Below are 19994 nucleotides of genomic sequence, written 5' to 3'. Positions count from 1 at the left end.
TCAGCCGTAGACCGGGTACTTGCGGCACTGCGCGCTGACCGCGTCGCGGACGCGGGCGATCACGGCCTCATCTGCCGGGGCGTCTAGCACGTCGGCGATCCAGTTGGCCAGCTCCACGCAGTCCTGCTCCACGTAACCGCGCGTGGTGACCGCCGGCGTACCCAGGCGCAGGCCCGAGGTCACGAACGGCGAACGCGGGTCGTTCGGCACGGAATTCTTGTTGACGGTGATGTGGGCCAGGCCGAGCGCGGCTTCAGCATCCTTGCCCGAGACATCCTTGCCGATCATGTCGACCAGCATCAGGTGGTTCTGGGTACCGCCAGAGACGATCTTGTAGCCGCGCGCGATCAGCGTATCCGCCATCGCCTGGGCGTTCTTGACCACCTGCTGCTGGTAGGCCTTGAATCCCGGCTCCAGCGCCTCCTTGAAGGCCACGGCCTTGCCGGCGATGACGTGCATCAGCGGACCGCCCTGGATGCCCGGGAACACGATGGACTGCAGCTTCTTCTGCAGTTCTTCGCTTGCCCCCTTGGCGATGATGATGCCGCCACGCGGGCCGCGCAGGGTCTTGTGGGTGGTCGAGGTGACCACGTGGGCGTGCGGCAGCGGGCTCGGGTAGACCCCGGCGGCGACCAGACCGGCCACGTGCGCCATATCCACGAACAGGTAGGCACCGACCTTGTCGGCGATGGCGCGGAAGCGCGCCCAGTCCACCACCTGCGAGTAAGCCGAGAACCCGGCGACGACCATCTTCGGCTTGTGCTCCAGGGCCAGGCGCTCGACCTCGTCATAGTCGATCAGGCCGGCTTCGTCGACACCGTACTGGACGGCGTTGAACAGCTTGCCCGAGGCATTGACCTTGGCACCGTGGGTCAGGTGGCCGCCATGGGCCAGGCTCATGCCCAGGATGGTGTCGCCCGGCTGCAGCAGCGCGAAGTACACCGCCTGGTTGGCCTGCGAACCGCTGTGCGGCTGCACGTTGGCATAGTCGGCATCGAACAGCTGCTTGAGGCGATCGATGGCCAGCTGCTCGGCGATGTCCACGTATTCGCAGCCACCGTAGTAACGCTTGCCCGGATAGCCCTCGGCGTACTTGTTGGTCAGCTGGCTGCCCTGGGCTTCCATCACCGCCGGGCTGGTGTAGTTCTCGCTGGCAATCAGCTCGACATGGTCTTCCTGGCGCTGGGTTTCGGCGGCAATGGCCTTGGCCAGTTCGGGATCGTAGCTTTCGATGCGGACGTCGCGCGGGAACATCGGGTGGTACTCCAGGACAGGGAGGAAAGGCGTCGATTGTAGCCCGTTCCCAGGCTGGGGCTGCCCTGCTTCGGCGCCCTGGCTGCGCGCGGCCGGCCCGGTCAAAGGCGCCCTGCCCCCATTTTTTGAGACATACGCTGGATTCGGTGATGGCGGTCACGCACTTTTGACGGTTAACAGGATCAGCCCTGGTTTTTCCCGTCCTGGGGCCTATCACCGTAAGGAAACGCTCCAATGCGCTGCTCCGGCTTCTCGCCCCCCGCCCTCCGTCAGTGCTGCCTGCCACGGCGGGCAGGCCTGCTCGTCCTGGCCCTGGCCGCGCCCCTCGGCCAGGTCGCCTTGGCCGCCGACACTGCGCCACCGGCCGCCACCGCAAGCGCGACCGTACTGATCGCGCGGATCACCGTGGAGGGCGTGGGTGATCACCCCGCCAGCGGCATCAGCCGCGCCGCCGTGGAGGCCGTCGCCAACCAGGCACTGCGTGAGATCAGCCCAACGCTGCCCGGCGCGCTGGATTTCGAGCAGATCCAGCAGATCAGCGCGCGGATCACCCAGACGTATCGCGAGGCAGGGTTTCTGGTCTCGGTGGCCTATGTGCCGCCGCAGGACATCGGCGAGCGCCAGATGCTCACCCTGAATGTCCTGGAAGGCCGGGTGGGCCGGGTGCTGGTGCAGGGCAGCCAGCGCTACCGCGACCACCAGCTCAGCGCCAGCAGCCTGGGGCTGATCGGCCGTCCCCTGCGCCGCGCCGAACTGGACCGCGCCCTGCTGTATGCGCGTGACCTGCCCGGGGTGTCGGTTACCTCGGTGCTGCAGCCCGGTCAGCAAGCCGGTGAAACGGACATCGTGCTGGTCGCCCAGGACAGCGCGCATCCGTATGAAATCACCGCCGGGCTGAACAACCATGGCACCGACAGCACGGGCAAGTACCGCGCCGAACTCGGTATCAGTGCCTTCAACGCGCTTGGCGCGGCCGATGTACTGGGCGCCAGTGTCGCCTACGGGCTGGATCCGGCCGACAGCTGGCAGGGGGCGTTATCGCTGAGCATTCCCTCCTCCGCCATCGACGGTCTGAGCCTGACGGCCGGCGTGAGCCGCAGCGAGATCGAGCTCAACAACGGCCCGTTCGCGGCGCTGGAAATCCATGGCCCCACCACGGTCGGGCAAGCCGGGCTGGACTGGAAATTCGTCAACCGTACCGATCTGCTGCTGCAGGTCTCCAGCCGCTGGATCCACCAGGAATCCCGTCTTGATGGCCTCGGCATGCAGCTCTCACGTCATACGTTCGACGTGCTTGAAGCCGGCCTGTCGATGCGGCATACCGACCGCCGGTTGCGCGGCATCAACCTGGTGCAGCTGAGCACGCGCAAGTCGATCAACGACGAGTCAGCGCCGTTCGATTGGCTGTATCCCAACCACGACAGCTACTACTGGGTGACGCGACTGTCGGCGGCTCGCCTGCAGGCCCTGCCCGGCAACCAGCGCCTCTACCTGCGTGGCACTGGCCAGTTCACCGACAACGCGCTCACACCGATGGAGCAGTTCAGCATCGGCGGCCCCAACAGCGTGCGCGCCTTCCCGCTCTCGGCCGCGCTGGGCGATCGTGGCGTGCAGGCCACCTTCGAGTACCAGGTCGATGCGCCCGGCTTCGCCACCCTGCCCTCACCGTTCCAAGGCCGCAACTGGGGAGACGTGTTGTCGCTCCAGCTGTTCTACGACTGGGGCAGGACCTCGCCCGTGGCGCAGAACCGCCGGCTCGGGCTGCAGCCCCTCACGCTTGAAGGCGCGGGGCTGGGCCTGCAGCTGCGGCTGCCGCAGGGCCTGCAGTTCAACCTGACCGCTGCCACCCCGACCGGCCGCACCCAACCTGCCGATCAAGACGATATGCGCGTCTGGGCCGGCATCAGCCTGACGTTCTGAGGACCACAGACCATGAATCGTATCTATCGCCTTGTCTTCAATCGTGCGTTGGGCCGCGTCCAGGTTGCTTCGGAGCTGGCCAGTGGCAGCGTGGCCGGTTCCGGTGCTGCCCTGTCCTCGCAGCGGCAGCCGGCACTGCGCCCACTCTGGCTGCCGCTGCTGCTGGCGCTATGGGCGCCGGCCGGGCTTGCCGCGACCCTGCCCACCGGCGGCATCTGGACCACAGGAGCTGGCAACATCACCCCCTCCGGTGTCGATGCGCTCACCGTCAACCAGACATCGACCAAGGCGCTGATTGACTGGAACAGCTTCGACATCAGCAGTACCGGTACCGTGAACTTCGTGGTGCCCGGTAGCAGCGCGGTCACCGTCAACAAGATCAATTCTGGTACGCCGAGCACCATCGCCGGCCTGCTCAACGGCAACGGCCAGGTGTTCCTGATCAATCCGGCCGGGATCATGTTCAGCTCAGGATCCAGCGCCAACGTCGGCGGCCTGGTGGCCAGCACGATGGCGCTGGACGGAGGCGTGGCCAATGACGTCTACGATTTCCAGGGCAGTGCCCAGACCGGTGCGCAGATCATCAACCTGGGCAACCTGACCGCGACCAACGGATCGATATCGCTGCTGGGCGCGGCGGTCACCAATGGCGGCAGCATCCAGGCCGCGCAGATCAACCTGATGGCGGGCAACCCGGTACGGCTGCAGCTCTACGAGCCCGGCACCGGCATCAGCGTCTACTTGGCCAGCATCAGCAATTCCCCCGCCACTGCGTTCGGCAACAGCGCCATCCACAACACCGGCACCCTGCAGGCCGGGGCGATCAACCTGCAGGCGGCGGTAGCGCCGGGCCTGCTGCCGTCCCTGATCAACCTGGGCGGCGTGGTCACCGCCAGCAGTGTCTTGGGCAACGATGGCAGCCTGGTGGTACAGGCCCACGGCGGGGGCATCGTGCAGACCGGCAACGTCAGTGCCGGTGTCACCACGCTGTACGCCGAAGGTGATGTCACCCAGAACTCCGGAACCCTGTCGGCCGGGACCCTGCAGTTTGCCGGCCCCCTGCGGAACGTGACGCTGGGGTCACCCAGCAACCGCATCGGTAACCTTGGCGGCACCGTGCAGGGCAATCTGGTGGTGGGCAACAGCATCGCGCTGGAGCAGGTCGCACCGCTCAACGTGGGCGGCACCAGCACGATCAACACCGGCGGCAATGCGATCACCCTGACCAACCCGAACAACGGGTTCGGGGGCGCGGTCAGCCTCACCTCGGGTGGCGATGCCCGCATCCGCAATACCGGTGCTCTCACACTGGGGCAGCTGGATGTAGGCAGCCTCGACGCGACCACCTCAGGCCCGGCGGTGTCCAGCGCACTCAGCTTCGGCGGCGGCAGCGTCCGTGGCGCGCTGTCGGCGACGTCGACTGGCGCCATCTTCCAGACGGGCGCGCTGCGTGTGGCAGGCGCGACAACGCTGCAGGCCAACGGCGACATCCGATTCGACAACCCCGGCAATGCCTTCGGCGGCATCGTGTCGCTGGGCGGAAACAACGCGTACATCAGCGACGCCGCGATGCTGCGCTTCGGCACGTTGAACGTCGGCGCCCTGTTTGCGAGGGCGCCGCAACTGCGGCTGTCCGGACCGGTCACCACGGCGGGCTACCAGTTCTACGGTGGCGATCTGCTGCTCGAGCGCGACACGCAGTTGACCAGTACCGTCGGCGCCGTCGACTTCGGCGGTCGCGTGGATGGCGCGTACGCACTCGGCGTCACCGGCCGCTGGTCGACATTCGCGGGCAACATCGGCGGCGCGACTGCGCTGTCGTCGTTCGATACACGTGGTGTCCGCGACCTGACGACGATCGGTGGCAACCTCACCACCGCGGGCAACATCGCATTCGGCGTGACCGGGGTGCGCAGCGGAAACTACACGGTGCGCAGCACGGGCGGCTCGATCGCCGTGACCGGTGCCCTCGACGCGGAAACCGACGCCCGCGGCCAGCTGACACTCGCCGCCCTCAACGGGGTCTTGCTGGGCGCCGATGCCGGTGCGTCCCGTCGTCTGCAGTCGCTGGCGCTCAAGGGCGCGACGGTGTCCGCCCGCGGCATCCGCGTGGCCAATACGCTGACCGTGGACAGCGGCAGCGCGTACACCCAGCAGGGCGCCTACGACATCGGAGGCAACGCCCGCTTCGTGGCGAATGGCAACATCACCCTGGCCAATGCGTCCAACCGCTTCGGCGGCGTGCTGTCGCTCGATGGCGGCGCTGCGATCGTCGATGCCGCCTCGGCGCTGACGCTTGAAGGGATCGACGTGGACAGCCTGCGCGCGACCAGCGTGGCCGGACTGACGCTGGCCGACGCGAGGGTCGCGGGTGATGCCACGCTGACCGGCAGCGCGCTTTCCCTGGGGACCTTCGACATCGACGGCGACCTGGGCGCGCATGCAGGCACCGGCGGCCTCGTGTTCGGTGCCGGCCGCGTCGGCGGCAGCCTCACTGCGGACAGCGGCGCGGCGATCGGCCAGGCCGGCGCACTCGTCGTCGCAGCGGTCGCATCCTTCGATGCCGTCGGCGCGATCGCAGTGGCACATGCCGGCAACCGCTTCGGCGGCGATGTGGGCGCGCGCGCCGGTGCAGGCGTGGTCCTGCGCGGCCAGGACACCCTGCGGGTCGTCGACCTCGCCAGCGGCGCTGGAAGCAGTGTCGATCTCGCAGGCGGCACTCTGGAACTCGCCACCGCTGTCAACACGGGCATGGGGCGCTTGACCCTGCGCTCGGAGACCGGCGCATTGGCCCTGGGCCACACACTCGGCGGCGGTGCCGTGTCCCTGTATGGCGCGAACGGTCTGGTGCTCGGAGCCGATGCCTCCGCGGCGGGCGCGCTCGCGCTGTCGAGCGGCGTGGACATCGTGCAGACCGGTGGCCGCATCGATGCAGGCGGCACAACGACCCTCGATGCGGGTCGCGACATGGATCTGCGCGGCGCCGGCAACGACTTCAGTGGTCGGGTCCACATGCGCGGTCGCAACGTCGCGCTCCGCGACAGCAATACCCTGGTGCTCGGCCAGGTGGACGCGGCCAGCCTCGATGCGCAGGCGACGACGATCCACCTGGCGCCCGCCATGACCACCTCGGGTGACCAGACCTATCGGGGCAGCGTTGTGCTCGATGCCGACACCGCGCTGGACAGCGCGTCGGGCGACATTGCGTTCACCGGCACAGTCGACTCGACCGCCAGTGGCCGGCATACCCTGACCGCGCGCGCCGGCGACGGCGACATACGCTTCGGGGGCGCGGTCGGCGGCAGCCATGCGCTCGCCGGGCTGGATGCCGATGCAGCGCGGATCGTGATCGGCGGTGCGCTGACCATCGACGACGGCAACGGCGGTGGCACCCTGTCGCTTGCGAGCGACAGGGATGGCATCACCCAGTCGGCTGCGTTCCAGGTCACGGGCGACACGCGCCTGGCGACGAACGGCGGCGCGATCACCCTGACGCGAACCGACAACGATTTCGGAGGCGAGATCGACCTCGTCGGTGCCGGCGCGGTGGCGATCACGGATCGAAATGCGCTGGCGTTCGGCGGCGTGTCTGCGTCCTCGTTGGCCGCGACCAGCCACGGTGCGCTCAACCTCGGCGCCATGACGCTTGCCGGTGCGTTGGATGCGCGCTCGAATGGGGGCGCGATCACGCAGACGGGCGCGTTGATGGTCGGCGGCGCCAGCACGCTCGCTGCAGGCATCGGCGACATCACGCTGACCCACGCGGGCAACCAGTTCGCCGGCTCAGTCGCACTTGCCGGTCGTGACATCACGATCCGTGCTGCCAACACCCTGCCGCTGGGCACCGTCGATGCACGCAACCTGCGTGCAACGGCGGACACGATCGCCCTGCGCGGCGACGTCACCACCGACGAGGATCAGGAGTACGCCGGCGCGGTGCGGCTGGATCGTGATGTGGCGCTCGCCGCCGGTCGCAGCGTCGCGTTCGGTGGCACGGTCGACGGGACGCACGCGTTGGACATCAACGCCGGCGGGCAGGTGGGTATCGCAGGCGCGGTCGGGGGGGCTGGCGCGTTGAGTCATCTGAACATCGATGCCAACCTCACCGCGCTGGGCTCGAGCCTCCACGTTACCGGAAATCTATCGGTCGACGTGGATACCGGCGGCATTACCCAAGCCGATGCATTCCGGGTAGGCGGCGCGTCTTCGTTCAATGCCAATGGCGCGGATATCGCGTTGAAAGATGCCGGCAACCATTTCACTGGAGCAGTCGATCTGTCTGGCCGCGATATCGCTATCAACGCCGCCAACGCGCTGAGATTGGGCTCCGTCACGACGGGTGCACTGCGCGCCAGCAGCGATGGCGAGCTGCGCCTCACCGGCATGATCCGTGCCGACACAATCGACCTCGCAACAGCGGGTCGCTTCGTCAATGACGTTGGCTCTACCGCACTCGATGTCAGCGGCGGCAATGGCCAGTGGCGCATCTTCCTCGACAGCCCAATGCTGAACCACCAGTTCAATGGCCTCGACAGCGGCAATACCGCACTCTGGAACACCCCGGCATTCGCAACGCCAACGGCCAGCGGCAACCGCTACCTGTTCGCTTACCAGCCTCTTTTGACCGTCACCGGTGCAAACCTGAGCAAGATCTATGGCGATACCGTCGATCTGAGCCAGGCTTACATCGTGAGCGGGGCGATGCAGGGCGTAGCCGGCGCTTATGAAGCGGATCGGATCGGCGGCGTATTGGGTGGCGCTCCGTTGATCACCTCAGCCGGCTCCACTGCGATGGCCAATGTGTCCACCACACCCTATGCGCTGTGGGTCGGAAAGGGATCACTCGACAGCTCGCAGGCCGGCTATGCACTGCGCTTCATCGATGGCACCCTGCAGGTGGATCCACGGGCACTGACGATCACCGCCAACAACGGCGGCAAGACCTATGGCCAGTCCGGTGGCCTCGACGGCTTTGGCAGCCATGGTCTGGTCAACGGCGACACCGTGTCTTCAGTAGATCTGGTATCCACCGGCATGGTGGCGACGGCCAACGTCGGCAACTACCTGATCGCCGCCAGCAACGCGGATGGCACGGGGCTGTCGAACTACGACATCACCTATGTCGACGGGATCCTGAGCATCGGCAAAGCCGGGCTGACCATCACCGCCGATAGTGGCAGCAAGACCTATGGCCAGAGCCTCGTCCTGGCCGGCTACAGCGTAGATGGCCTGCTCAATAGCGATGCCGTTTCTTCGGTCGCACTGGGCAGCAATGGCGCGTCGGCGACAGCCAACGTCGGCGGCTACGCCATCACCGTCAGCAACGCCGACGGCACCGGTCTGTCCAACTACGACATCACCTATGTCGACGGCGTCCTGAGCATCGGCAAGGCCGGATTGACCATCACCGCCAATGATGGCAGCAGGACGTATGGGCAAACCGGCGGCCTGGCCGGTTACAACGTCGATGGTCTGCTCCATGGTGATACGGTGGGCAAGGTCGATCTGGCGAGCTCCGGAGCCAGCGCTAGTGCCAACGTCGGCAACTACACCATCACCGCCAGCAACGCCGACGGCAACGGCTTGTCCAACTACGACATCACCTACGTCAACGGCGTGCTGTCCATCGGCAAGGCCGGATTGACCATCACCGCCAACGATGCCCGCAGCAACATCGGCCAGATCGCTGTACTGAATGGCCATACCGCCGAAGGGCTGCTCACCGGCGATGCCATCGACAGTGTTGTGTTGCGCATCGAGGGGGATGATGCCGGTGCGCGCCCCGGCCGCTATGCGATCCACGCCGGCGATGCGCAGGGTGCCCGCTTGGGCAACTACGACATCCGCTACCGCCCCGGTACGCTGGACATCGTTGGAGTGTGGCCAGAACAGGCACGGCAGGTGGCGCGCGAGGTCGCGGCCAATCTACCTGCGCTCGCGGTGATCCCATTGGCAGAGCCATCCACCCCGCCGCTGTACCGCCTGAGCGAAGCGGCCATCCGTCCCGTCGAGGATCGCTGCACGTCCCTGCGCGGAGGTTGCCTGCGCCAGCCGCCGGAATGATCGCCGGCGTGCGATAGCAAGAAGGCGCATCCACCGGATGCGCCTTCTTGTCATCCTGCTTACCGGTTGATCACGTAGTCCGCAATGATCCCGGTGGCGATGGCGACCAGCAGCAGGTTGCCGCGATCATCGCGGATCCACTGGTGGTCACGCGGCGGGCGGCGCACCGAATAGCGGCTGTAATCGTTGACCACGTAGACCGGGCCGCCGTAGTACTCACGGTAGCGGTGGCCACGCGCCCAGCCGTAGGAGCCATACCCCGGGGCCGGGCGATAGACCACACGCGGCGGCGGCGGGCCCGGACGGTAGTAACCACGGTTGTCGTAGCGATGGTCGTAACGGCGGTCGTGGCGGACCTCGCGACGGTCATGACGATCGTGCCGGTCATGGCGATCGTGGCGGTTGTCACGACGGTCATCACGCCACTCCCGGCGGTCGTGACCGCGGCCACGATGGTCATCGGCGAAGGCCGGGGCCACGGTGCCCAAGGCCAGCAGCGAGGCAACGGCCCCGACCACAAATCGATTCATGCGCATGATTGGCCTCGCTTGGTGGATTGATGGCTCCATCATGCGCACGCCGTCTGAACGGTCTCCGGCTGGAAACGGTTTCCAATTCAAGGGCTTTGACCCCGCATTCAGGCGGCGGCAAGCCCCGGGGCTCGTGGCTCCCGGCGGCACTGATCGCTTCCGGCTATAATCGGGGCATCCTTTTCTTCCATCTGTTCCTGTTCCGTCCGGAACGGGCGCAGGGTTGCGCCTTCGGAGACCTCATGTCCTCGCAATACATCTACACCATGAACCGCGTCAGCAAGGTGGTCCCGCCCAAGCGGCAGATCATCAAGGACATCTCGCTGTCGTTCTTCCCGGGTGCCAAGATCGGCCTGTTGGGCCTGAACGGCTCCGGCAAGTCGACGGTGCTCAAGATCATGGCCGGCGTGGACACCGATTTCGAGGGCGAAGCCCGCCCGCAGGCCGGCATCAAGGTCGGCTACCTGGCCCAGGAACCGGAACTGGACCCGACCAAGACCGTGCGTGAATCGGTCGAGGAAGGCGTGGGCGAAGTGCTGCAGGCCCAGGCCCAGCTGGACGCCGTCTACCTGGCCTATGCCGAGGAAGGCGCGGACTTCGACAAGCTGGCCAAGGAGCAGGAGCGCCTGGAGGCGATCCTCGCCGCAGGCGATGCACATACCCTGGAAAACCAGCTGGACGTGGCCGCCGATGCGCTGCGCCTGCCGCCGTGGGAAGCCATCGTGGGCACCCTGTCCGGTGGTGAAAAGCGCCGTGTGGCGCTGTGCCGCCTGCTGTTGCAGAAGCCGGACATGCTGCTGCTCGATGAACCGACCAACCATCTGGACGCCGAGTCCGTGGAATGGCTGGAGCAGTTCCTGGCCCGCTACACCGGCACCGTCGTGGCCGTCACCCATGATCGCTACTTCCTGGACAACGCCGCCGAGTGGATCCTGGAACTGGATCGCGGCCGCGGCATTCCGTGGAAGGGCAACTACACCGACTGGCTGACCCAGAAGGACGACCGCCTGCGTCAGGAAGACAACCAGGAGAAGTCCCGCCAGAAGGCGATCCAGAAGGAACTGGAGTGGTCGCGCCAGAACGCCAAGGGCGGCCGCACCAAGGGCAAGGCCCGTCTGGCCCGCCTGGAAGAGCTGCAGTCGGTGGATTACCAGAAGCGCAACGAGACCAATGAAATCTTCATCCCGCCGGGCGAGCGCCTGGGCAATGCGGTGATGGAGTTCAAGAACGTCTCCAAGAAGTTCGGTGACCGCCTGCTGTTCGACAACCTCAACTTCCTGGTTCCGGGTGGCGCGATCGTCGGCATCATCGGCCCCAACGGTGCCGGTAAGTCGACCCTGTTCAAGATGATCACCGGCCAGGAAAAGCCGGATACCGGCGAGATCGTGGTCGGCCCGACCGTCAAGCTGTCCTACGTGGATCAGAGCCGCGACGCGCTGGAAGGCAACCACAACGTCTTCCAGGAAATCGCCGGCGGCCTGGACATCCTCAACATCAACGGTGTGGAGATCCAGTCGCGCGCTTACATCGGCCGCTTCAACTTCAAGGGCCAGGATCAGCAGAAGCTGGTCGGCTCGCTGTCCGGTGGTGAGCGTGGCCGCCTGCACATGGCCAAGACCCTGCTGCAGGGTGGCAACGTGCTGCTGCTCGATGAACCGTCCAACGATCTGGACATCGAAACCCTGCGTGCGCTGGAAGATGCGCTGCTGGAGTTCCCGGGCAACACCTTCGTGATTTCGCATGACCGCTGGTTCCTGGATCGCATCGCGACCCACATCCTGGCGTTCGAAGGCGATTCGCACGTGGAGTTCTTCCAGGGCAACTACCGCGAGTACGAAGAAGACAAGCGCCGCCGCATGGGCGACGACGCCGCGCCGAAGCGCCTGCGCTTCAAGGCGCTGAAATAAGAAAGGAAAAACGGCCGCGCACTGCGCGGCCGTTTGCATTCCGGTAGGTCACGACCGTTGGTCGTGACGCCTTATCGTCGCGAGATAACCACCATGTCCCTCCCCGAGCGCCTGTTCCAGCTGAAGCAGCACGGCACCTCCGTGCGCACCGAACTGCTGGCCGGCCTGACCACCTTCCTGACGATGTCCTACATCGTGTTCGTCAACCCGGACATCCTGGGCACCACCGGCATGGACCCGGGTGCGGTATTCGTCGCCACCTGCCTGGCCGCTGCACTGGGCTCGATGGTGATGGCGTTCGCCGCCAACTTCCCGGTCGGCATGGCCCCGGGCATGGGCTTGAATGCGTTTTTCGCCTTCACCGTGGTCGGCGCCGCCGGCCTGCCCTGGCAGCAGGCGTTGGCCGCCGTCTTCATATCCGGTCTGGTGTTCCTGGTGCTGTCGCTCACCGGCGTACGCGCGTGGCTGGTGGCGGGCATCCCGCCCTCGCTGCGTGCGGCGATCGTGGCCGGCATCGGGCTGTTCCTGGCGATCATCGCGCTGCAGAAATCCGGGGTGATCATCGCCAACACCGACACACTGGTCGCACTCGGTCCGCTCAATACGGCGCCGCCGCTGCTGGCGCTGGCCGGCTTCCTGCTGATCGCCATCCTGGAGGCGCGCAAGGTGCGTGGCGCGATCCTGATCGGGATTCTGGCCGTCACCGGTGCGGCGTGGCTGCTCGGTGATGTGCAGTTCCACGGCCTGATCTCGCTGCCACCGAGTCTGGCCCCGACCTTCCTGCAGCTGGACCTGCCCGGCCTGCTGCACCACGACGGCGGTGCGCCGATCGCAGTGTTGCTGCAGGTAGTGCTGGTGTTCGTGCTGGTGGAAGTGTTCGATGCCACCGGCACGCTGTACGGCGTGGTCGGTCGTGCGGGGCTGCTGAAACTACCGGGCGCACAGAAGCGGTTCGGCCGCGCGCTGCTGGCCGACAGCACCGCGATCGTGGCCGGCTCGCTGCTCGGGACCAGCAGCACCACCGCCTTCGCTGAAAGCGCTTCGGGCGTGCAGGCCGGTGGCCGCACCGGGTTGACCGCGTTGGTGGTGGCCGCGCTGTTTCTGGCCGCCCTGTTGTTCTCGCCGCTGGCGGCGATGGTGCCCGGCTATGCCACCGCCCCTGCCCTGCTGTTCGTGGCCGGGCTGATGCTGCGTGAGCTGGTGGATGTGGACTGGGGCGACCTGACCGAATCGGTGCCGGCCGCGCTGTGCGCGTTGGCGATGCCGTTCACCTACTCCATCGCCAATGGCCTGGCCTTCGGCTTCATCGCGTATGCGGTGCTCAAGGCCGGCACCGGGCGCTGGCGCGAGGTGCACCCGGCGGTCTGGCTGGTGGCCGGGTTGTTCGTGCTGCGTTACGCGCTGGAATGAGGGTGTGCCTACCGACCCGCGGTCGGTAGGCGGCGGATCAGGCCCAGGCCGGCCGCAATTGGCCGTCGGCGGCGAAGCGATAGCGACCTTCGTACCAGCCCAGGGCGAACAGGCTGAGCACCTGCTCGTAATAGCGCGGCGGCGCGGCACGCTGCTGTTCCGGCGTCGGCAGCGCCGCGGCCAGTGCCTTCGCACGATCCGTTTCACCCTGCACCTGCAGGTACGGCACCAACGCCGCTTCGAAACCGTAGTTGCCGGTGCCCTCGCGCGCGCCGGTGAGTGTGTTGACCTTCTCGGGTATCGGCTGGCCGTCGCGCAACACCGTCAGCGGACCATGCAGCGCCTCCAGCACCGGGCGGAAGCTGGGATCGTTGACCGCGGTCATGCCCGCCCACAGGTAACAGCGGATCGCGTCATAACTGCCGAGCGGGCCCTTGTCCGGATCGGCGATGAAGCTGCCGTCGCGCCATGCGGTCCAGTCCGGCGCGAAGCCGTGCGGTGCGGTGTCGCGCAACAGACGCATGCTGTTGCCGATCACGGTGGTCCACGGCCCGGTCGGGTCCAGTGCGGCGAACCGGCGCAGCAGCGGCAACGGTACGTAGCTGGGATTGAAGCGCCAGGTATCTTCGGTCGCAAACCCGTTCGGCCCCGGCATCAGCATCGTGCCCAGGCCCGGCACATTCACCACTTCCTGGGCCAGGATCGCGGCCAGCATCGCCTCGGCGGTCTGCCGCAGTGCGGGCCGTTTCCACAACCGGGCCGCTTCGTGCAGGGTGTAGGCCAGCCACACGTCCGAGTCGCTGGCCGGGTTGTCGTCCAGCACCTTCCAGGCGCTGGCGGCGGCATCGCGCCCCCACAGCCAAGCCGGCAGGCGCTGGGCCATGCTGCCGCCGGCGAGGTTGTCCTCGGTCCAGCGCAGGATGCGGTCGAACAGCGGCTGATCGTTGTCCACCAGCGCGAAGAACAGCGCGTAGGACTGGCCTTCAGAGGTCGAGCGCTGGTCGGCGTTGTTGTGGTCGACCATGCGGCCGTCCGGGGTCACGCTGGAGGCGCGCATCACCTGCCACGCCGTCCACGGGCCGGGGCCACGCGCTGGACCGTTGGCAGAACACGCCAACAACGGGGTCACGGCCAGCGCCTGCAGCAGGCGGCGGCGCATCGGGTGGAACGATGGGGAATCAGTCACGGGACATCAGCCTCTTCGCAGCAGGAACGGGCCAAGCCTGCGGGACACCCGCGGCCAGGTAAAGCCTGGCAGCGGGCCGGTCATCAGCGCATGACGGCGATCATTCACCCGACGCGTACGGCGAGCGCAGCGGCTGCGGCTGCTTGCCCAGCCCGGCGCCGAGGCGGTCGAGCAGGAAGCGCAGGTACAGGCTGGTGCCGAACTGCCGGTAGTCACGCGCGTTGTTGAACTCCATGCGCCCGCCCAGGAACAGCTGCGAGGACAGCTGCCATTCGGCCGCAGCGCTGAGGTTGTAGGACACACCGGTCTTGGTCTGGCCGGTGTAGACCGGATCGACATACTCGGTGGTCAGGCCCAGCAGCGCGGCCATCGAGGCGGCATCGTAGGCGGCCTGCTGCATCGCCGGATCGGTCGGGAAGTAAGGCGCCGCCTCTTCCTTGAAGTGCTGCACGCCGACGCTGGTATCCAGCTGCCAGGCCACGCGGCCGCTGGCGGTGCGGCCGTTCCAGTGCACCGGGAAGCCGACATCCACATAACGCTGCGGGCTGAAGTAGCCGCCGTGGCCGTAGGTGAAGCCGCTGAGGTTGCGGTCGTACTGCATCGCGGTCAGGTTCAGGCCGGCGGTCAGCGATTGGTTGTCGGTTTCCAGCGCGTGTACGTACACGCCCACGCCGACTTCCTGGCGATCGTTGTCGGCCACGTTCTCGCCTTCCAGGCGGTGCCACGACGCACTGGCGTAGCCGCCCAACTGACCGTTGTCGACGGTCGCGGCGAGCTTGGCGCCGCTGGCGGTCACCCCGCCCCAGCGCAGCCCGTTGCGCCCGTCTTCCACCCCAGCGAACGACAGCAGGCTGTCGGTCACGGCGCGGCGCGAGGCTTCGCCGGACCAGGTCAGCGCATCGCCGATCTGGCCGCGGTAGCCGATGCCACCGACGATCTGGGTGTCATCGAAGCCGAGCGGGGTGCTGCCGACATCGGCGCGGAAGCCACCGCGCTCGTAGCCGACCGAGACGCCGGCACCGCTGGCATCCTGGGAGCTCATGCGGCGCGCACCGGCGGCATTGGCCACCATCGCATAGAGCGTGTCCTGGAAGGCCTGCGGGGTCTGCGAACCGCCGCCGCCCTGGGACAGGGTCTTGAGCTGGGCCTGCTCGGCCGCGCTCAGCCCGCGCACCAGGCCGGCATTGCCCAACACCTGCGTGGCGATATCGCTGATCGGCGTATTGGCCAGATCGCGGCTGAGGATGTAGCTGGGCAGCGGATCGGCGAACAGCAGCGCACGCGCGGCAGCCGCACGTTCGGCCTGCGTCAGCGAGCCATCGGTCTGGTTGAACAGTTCCTGGTAACGGCCGTTGTCCAGTGCTCGGTCGTAGATCAGATTGCGGGTCGCGTTGCTCTCGCCACGGGTCAGCAGGGTCTGGTAGAGCGACGAGCCGACCAGATCATCGACCGGCGTGCGATCAGCCGCCAGTGCGCCGGCCAGAGCCGCCTGCGGGCCACCGCCGAAACGGCTGGCACTGGTGTACTCGGGATCCGGGCGACCGGCATCGAGCACGGTCGGGGTGATGGCCACCTTGAGCTTGCCGTCGCCGACCGCGAACTGCCCTTCCAGCGGCACCTGCAGGTCATCGAGCTGGCCCATGCCGGCTTCGCCGGCGCGGGTGCGATACGCCGCGCCCACGGCCAGGCTGCTGCTGTTCTCGGCCTTGAGCGCGCGCAGTTCATCGAGCACGCCGTTGCCGGTGGTGGCCGGCGGCAGCGGGCCAAGCGCGGTGTTGCGCGAGGCGCGCGGCGCACTCGCCTGGCCGGGCACCTGGCGCGAGCCGGGCACCGGCAACGGCAGGCCGACGCCGCCGCTGGCCGCGGCCGTGGCCATGACCGGCTCCGGCAGGCCATCGGCATCGATCACCGGGGTGACGCTTGCCGGGCCCAGACTCATGCCCATCGCCGGACCGGCGTCCATCGGCAGCGGTTCGGCAGCCAGACGGGCAGTCGCGGCCGGCAATGGCAGCCCCCCGTCGCGCAGCGCTGCGGTACGGGTGCCACCGCCACGGTTGAGGCCAGCGAAGGGATTGAAGCTGCCACCGCCTGCCAGCATCGCGGTGCTGGCCTGCGGGTAGCCGTTGTCGAGCTGGCCACTGCCCTTCGCGGCAGCCGCCAGCGACGCGCGGAAGTAGCTTTCAGCACGGCGGTTCTTGCCGGCCGCGCGGTACACACGGCCGGCGGCCGCCAACACATCCGGCGATTCCGGCGCCTGCTTCAGCGCGCGCTCCAGATACTGTTCGGCCAGGTCCATGTCGCGCATCGCCGCGGCACTGCCGGCAGCGGCGACCATCGCATCCAGATCGCCCGGCGCCAACTGCAGCTGCTGCTGATACAGCGCCAGCGCCTGGCCGTTGTCGCCCGCGGCGGCGTACAGCCGTGCCAGCGCAGCGATGTTGCGCGGATCCTGCGGGCGCTCGGCCAAGGCCGGGGCCAGCACCGCATATGCACCTTCCAGATTGCCCAGCTCACGCAGCGCATCGACCTGGCGCAGCACGTAACCGCTGCGCAGATCGTTCAAGCGGGTCTGCTGGCTCGCCGAGAGCGGCACGTCGGCGAGCTGGCGCAGGATCGCGGCGACTTCGCCATCGCGACCGGCGCGCAACAGCACCGAGGCATATTCCAGGCGATTGTCGACGCTGGGCGAACCGCCTTCGATCAGGCGCTGCGCGAGCACGAGGGCGCGCTGCTGGCTGCCGATGTCGGCGTAGGCACCGGCCAACGCGGCCACGATGGACGGATTCTTGACCCGGTCGCCGAGTGCGGCTTCGGCGCGGGCCAGCAACAGCTGCGCTTCGCCACTGCGCTGGCGCTGCATGAGCGAGCGCGCCTGGGCGGCCTGCACCTGCACCCACGCGGTGTCATGCAGCGCAGTCATTTCAGAATCCCGCGAGGCGGTGGGAATGCGTTCGAGCAGCGCATAGGCCCGCGGCCAATCACTGCTTTCCTGGGCGAACAGGGCCTGCGCATACAGCGACGTTGCCGAGCTGTCGTCCAGCGCGCGCAGCCCTTCGATCACACCGTTGGCCTGATCCGGACGGCCCGCGCGCGTATACAGCCGCGCCAATTCCAGCCGCAGCCACGGATCGCGCGGCTGCACCAGCAGCGCGTCTTCCAATTCGATCTGCGCCATCTCGATGCTGCCCTCGGCCAGCGCCTGCTGCGCGCGCGCGCGGGCGAGGTTGGCACGCAGCACGGACTGGCCACCGGCGCTTTCCTGCTGGGCCGGGGTCAGCCGGTCGAACAACGCGGCCGCTTCATCGGCGCGGCCGAGACGGCCGAGCAGGCCGACCAGGCCCTGCAGCGCACCGGCGTTGCCGGCATCCAGTTCCAGTGCCTTGCGGTAGCTGCGTTCTGCCGCGGCCGGATCGCTGCCGCTCTGCAGGTCGGCCAGCGCGACGTAGCCGGCGGGCTCCTTGGGCTGCAGCGCGATGACCTGCTGCACACGGGCGATGGCATCGCCGCTGGGCTGGCGACGCACCTCCTGCAGGGTCAGCCAGTAGCGCGCGGCATCGGCCGCGCTGCGCCACTTGCCGTTGATCGCAGCCGCCGGGCGCAGCAGTTCATTGGCTTCGCCGAAACGTTCCTGGCGCAGACGTACCGAACCCAGACCGCCGAGTGCCTCGGCATCGCGCGGCCGCGCGCGCAGTACCTGCGCAAAGCGCGCTTCGGCCTGCGCCAGATTGTTGCCGTCCAGCGCGCGGAAGCCCTCGCCGAGCAGGCGCTGGTTCGGATCCTGCGGCACGGGACGGTTGGCCACGGCCTGCTCGCGCAGCTGCGCCTGCTTGGCCGCCACTTCACGATCATTCGGCACCACGTCCAGGAAGGCCTGGTACAGCCCGGCATCGGCGGCGGTGGCGTTGAGCCACAGCAGCGCCTGGCGCCAGGCCGCACGCGCGGGGCCGGCGGTGTCGGTGGCCTGGCTGAGCGTACGCAGCTGGGCGATGCCCTCGCGGCGGGTCGGCTCGCGGTAGGTCAGCACCTGGGCCAGTGCGAGCTTGGCCGGGTTGTTGTTGCCGGTGGCGATACGGCGCAAGCCATCGCGCGCGCGGGTCCAGCCTTCCGGCGTACCGGCCAGCACCTGGTAGTACTCCAGCGCCAGATCGTTGGGCGGGCCGCCCGCACCGAAGGCCTCGTCATAGGCGCGTACCGCCTCGACGTATCGACCGGCCGCCGCCGCACGGCGCGCGGTCTGCAGCTGGTTGCCACCGCCGCCGCCACCAAGCGCCATGCGCAGGCGCGTGGTCTGCGCCGAGGACGGGTGGCGTGCCTGCAGCTGCTGCAGCCGCTTCTGTGCCTCGGCACGGCGGCCCTGGTTGAGGTCGATCAGGCCCAGGCCGAGCAGTGCGTCGGCCTGGTTGGGATCGGTCGCCAGCAACTTGCGCCAGGCATCGGCCGCCAGATCTTCACGGCCCTGGTCCTGCCAGTAATTGCCCTGGCTGACCAGCTGCTGCGTCGAGGACGCGTTCTGCGCGAAGGCCGGCACGGTCAACACGCACAGGCCAACCAGGCAAAGGGGGGTCAGGGTCTTGCGGAACATGGCGAACTCCACGCGGGCAGCAGTCGCCCATCGGCAGAAAAACGGTAGCGGCGATCCATCCAGCCCTTGCCGAACAGCACCAGGGCACGATCGTAATAGTTGAGGGTGCCGGCCGGGATCCGCGCCAGCTGTGCCTTGGCCAGTGCAGGCTGGCCAAGCGCACTGAGATACGGCAGCAGTGCGGCGGCAAAGCCCGGCGAGGGTGCGCCGGTGCCGACCCCCAGACGCGTGTCGATCTTCTCGGCAAAGCCGGTCTGCGCGCGCAGCATCGACAGCGGGCCGGACAGGCCATCAAGCAAGCTGCGCCGCAGCGGATCGGCCGGGTCGGTCATCCCGGCCCAGAGATAGCAGCGGATGGCATCGTAGCTGCCGAGCGCGCCCTTGCCGGCGTCGACCACGAAGGCCTTGCCGTTCCAGGCAATCCAGTCCGGCGCGAACCCGACCGGGGCGCTGGCGCGGGTCATCGCCACGCTGCGCTCGGCCAGCCGCGCCCACGGGCCGCGTGCATCGACGGCGGCGAAGCGGCGCAGCACGAACAGCGGCAGGTAACTGGGGTTGAGCGTCCAGCGGTCGGCCTGCACGAAGCCGCGGTTGCCGGGCAGCAGCATCGGCCCGAATCCGGGCAGCTCGACGATTTCGGCCGTGCGCATCAGCGCGAGCGTCTGGCGCCCGGCCTCGACCAGGCCCGGGCGCTTCCACAGGCGGCCGGCTTCAAGCAGCGCATAAGCGATCCACAACTCGCCATCGGAGGCGGTGTTGGGGTCGAGCACGCGGAACTGGCCGTCGGCGGCCCGGCCCCACAGCCACGCCGGCAGATTGAGATCGGCGCGGCCGCGGCAGAGGTGGCGGCGGGTCCAGGCCAGAATGCGGTCGAACAGCACCGGATCGTTGTCGACCAGCGCGAAGAACAACCCGTAGGACTGCGATTCGGAGGTGCTGCGCAGGTCCGTGTTGAGGTGATCGACCACGCGCCCGTCGGGCTCGATGTGCCGATCCACGAACGTGCGCCACTCACGCCACGGCGTGCCACAGGCCTGCGCCCATGCGTCCAGCGGCAACGCGGCGGCAGCACCGGCTGCCGCGAGTGCCTGCAGAAAGCGGCGGCGCGCGAGCGCCGGCGCGGGGACGGACGTGTCGCGCAT

Annotated in this window: 9 protein-coding genes; 4 read left to right on the top strand and 5 right to left on the bottom strand. The window is 68.0% G+C overall.

Going from position 1 to position 19994, the window contains the following annotated elements:
- Window positions 1-1254, bottom strand: coding sequence for a serine hydroxymethyltransferase (gene glyA, locus BCL79_RS15485; protein WP_121042670.1), 1254 nt, complete (start codon window positions 1252-1254; stop codon window positions 1-3).
- Window positions 1255-1488: 234 nt separating this feature from the next.
- Between glyA and BCL79_RS15480 the strand changes: the two genes are divergently transcribed.
- Window positions 1489-3174 carry a ShlB/FhaC/HecB family hemolysin secretion/activation protein gene (locus BCL79_RS15480; RefSeq protein WP_121042668.1) on the top strand — a complete coding sequence of 562 codons (1686 nt, stop codon included), beginning with the start codon at window positions 1489-1491 and terminating at the stop codon, window positions 3172-3174.
- 12 nt (window positions 3175-3186) lie between these two features.
- Entirely contained in the window at window positions 3187-9237 is a 6051-nt protein-coding gene (locus BCL79_RS15475; RefSeq protein WP_121042666.1) for an MBG domain-containing protein, read from the top strand.
- A gap of 59 nt (window positions 9238-9296) precedes the next feature.
- Here the strand turns inward: BCL79_RS15475 and BCL79_RS15470 are convergent, their stop codons facing one another.
- The gene (locus BCL79_RS15470; protein ID WP_121042664.1) at window positions 9297-9773 is read right to left on the bottom strand and encodes an RcnB family protein; all 477 of its coding nucleotides are present in this window, start codon (window positions 9771-9773) and stop codon (window positions 9297-9299) included.
- A 236-nt stretch (window positions 9774-10009) separates the two neighbouring features.
- Here BCL79_RS15470 and ettA point away from each other — a divergent pair, with 236 nt between their 5' ends.
- Window positions 10010-11674, top strand: a complete 1665-nt coding sequence (gene ettA / locus BCL79_RS15465) for an energy-dependent translational throttle protein EttA (RefSeq protein ID WP_121042662.1) — start codon at window positions 10010-10012, stop codon at window positions 11672-11674.
- A 93-nt stretch (window positions 11675-11767) separates the two neighbouring features.
- Window positions 11768-13084: an NCS2 family permease gene (locus tag BCL79_RS15460; RefSeq protein ID WP_121042660.1), complete on the top strand. Its 1317-nt coding sequence runs from the start codon at window positions 11768-11770 to the stop codon at window positions 13082-13084.
- Between the two features lie 37 nt (window positions 13085-13121).
- Here BCL79_RS15460 and bcsZ (BCL79_RS15455) read toward each other — a convergent pair whose 3' ends face one another.
- The 3 genes from bcsZ (BCL79_RS15455) to bcsZ (BCL79_RS15445) all read right to left on the bottom strand — a co-directional run bounded on the left by bcsZ (BCL79_RS15455) (window position 13122) and on the right by bcsZ (BCL79_RS15445) (window position 19994).
- On the bottom strand, window positions 13122-14243 hold the full coding sequence (gene bcsZ / locus BCL79_RS15455; protein ID WP_121042658.1) for a cellulose synthase complex periplasmic endoglucanase BcsZ: 1122 nt from the start codon (window positions 14241-14243) through the stop codon (window positions 13122-13124).
- Window positions 14244-14370: 127 nt separating this feature from the next.
- A complete protein-coding gene (locus tag BCL79_RS15450; protein WP_183073803.1) occupies window positions 14371-18852 on the bottom strand; it encodes a cellulose biosynthesis protein BcsC in 4482 nt (1493 codons plus the stop codon).
- Window positions 18834-19994: a cellulose synthase complex periplasmic endoglucanase BcsZ gene (bcsZ, locus tag BCL79_RS15445; RefSeq protein WP_121042654.1), complete on the bottom strand. Its 1161-nt coding sequence runs from the start codon at window positions 19992-19994 to the stop codon at window positions 18834-18836. Before bcsZ (BCL79_RS15445) ends, BCL79_RS15450 begins: the two co-directional genes overlap by 19 nt.

The sequence above is a fragment of the Stenotrophomonas rhizophila genome, from assembly GCF_003651185.1.
GTDB lineage: Bacteria > Pseudomonadota > Gammaproteobacteria > Xanthomonadales > Xanthomonadaceae > Stenotrophomonas > Stenotrophomonas maltophilia_Z.
This window is presented reverse-complemented; position numbering and strand designations above follow the sequence as displayed.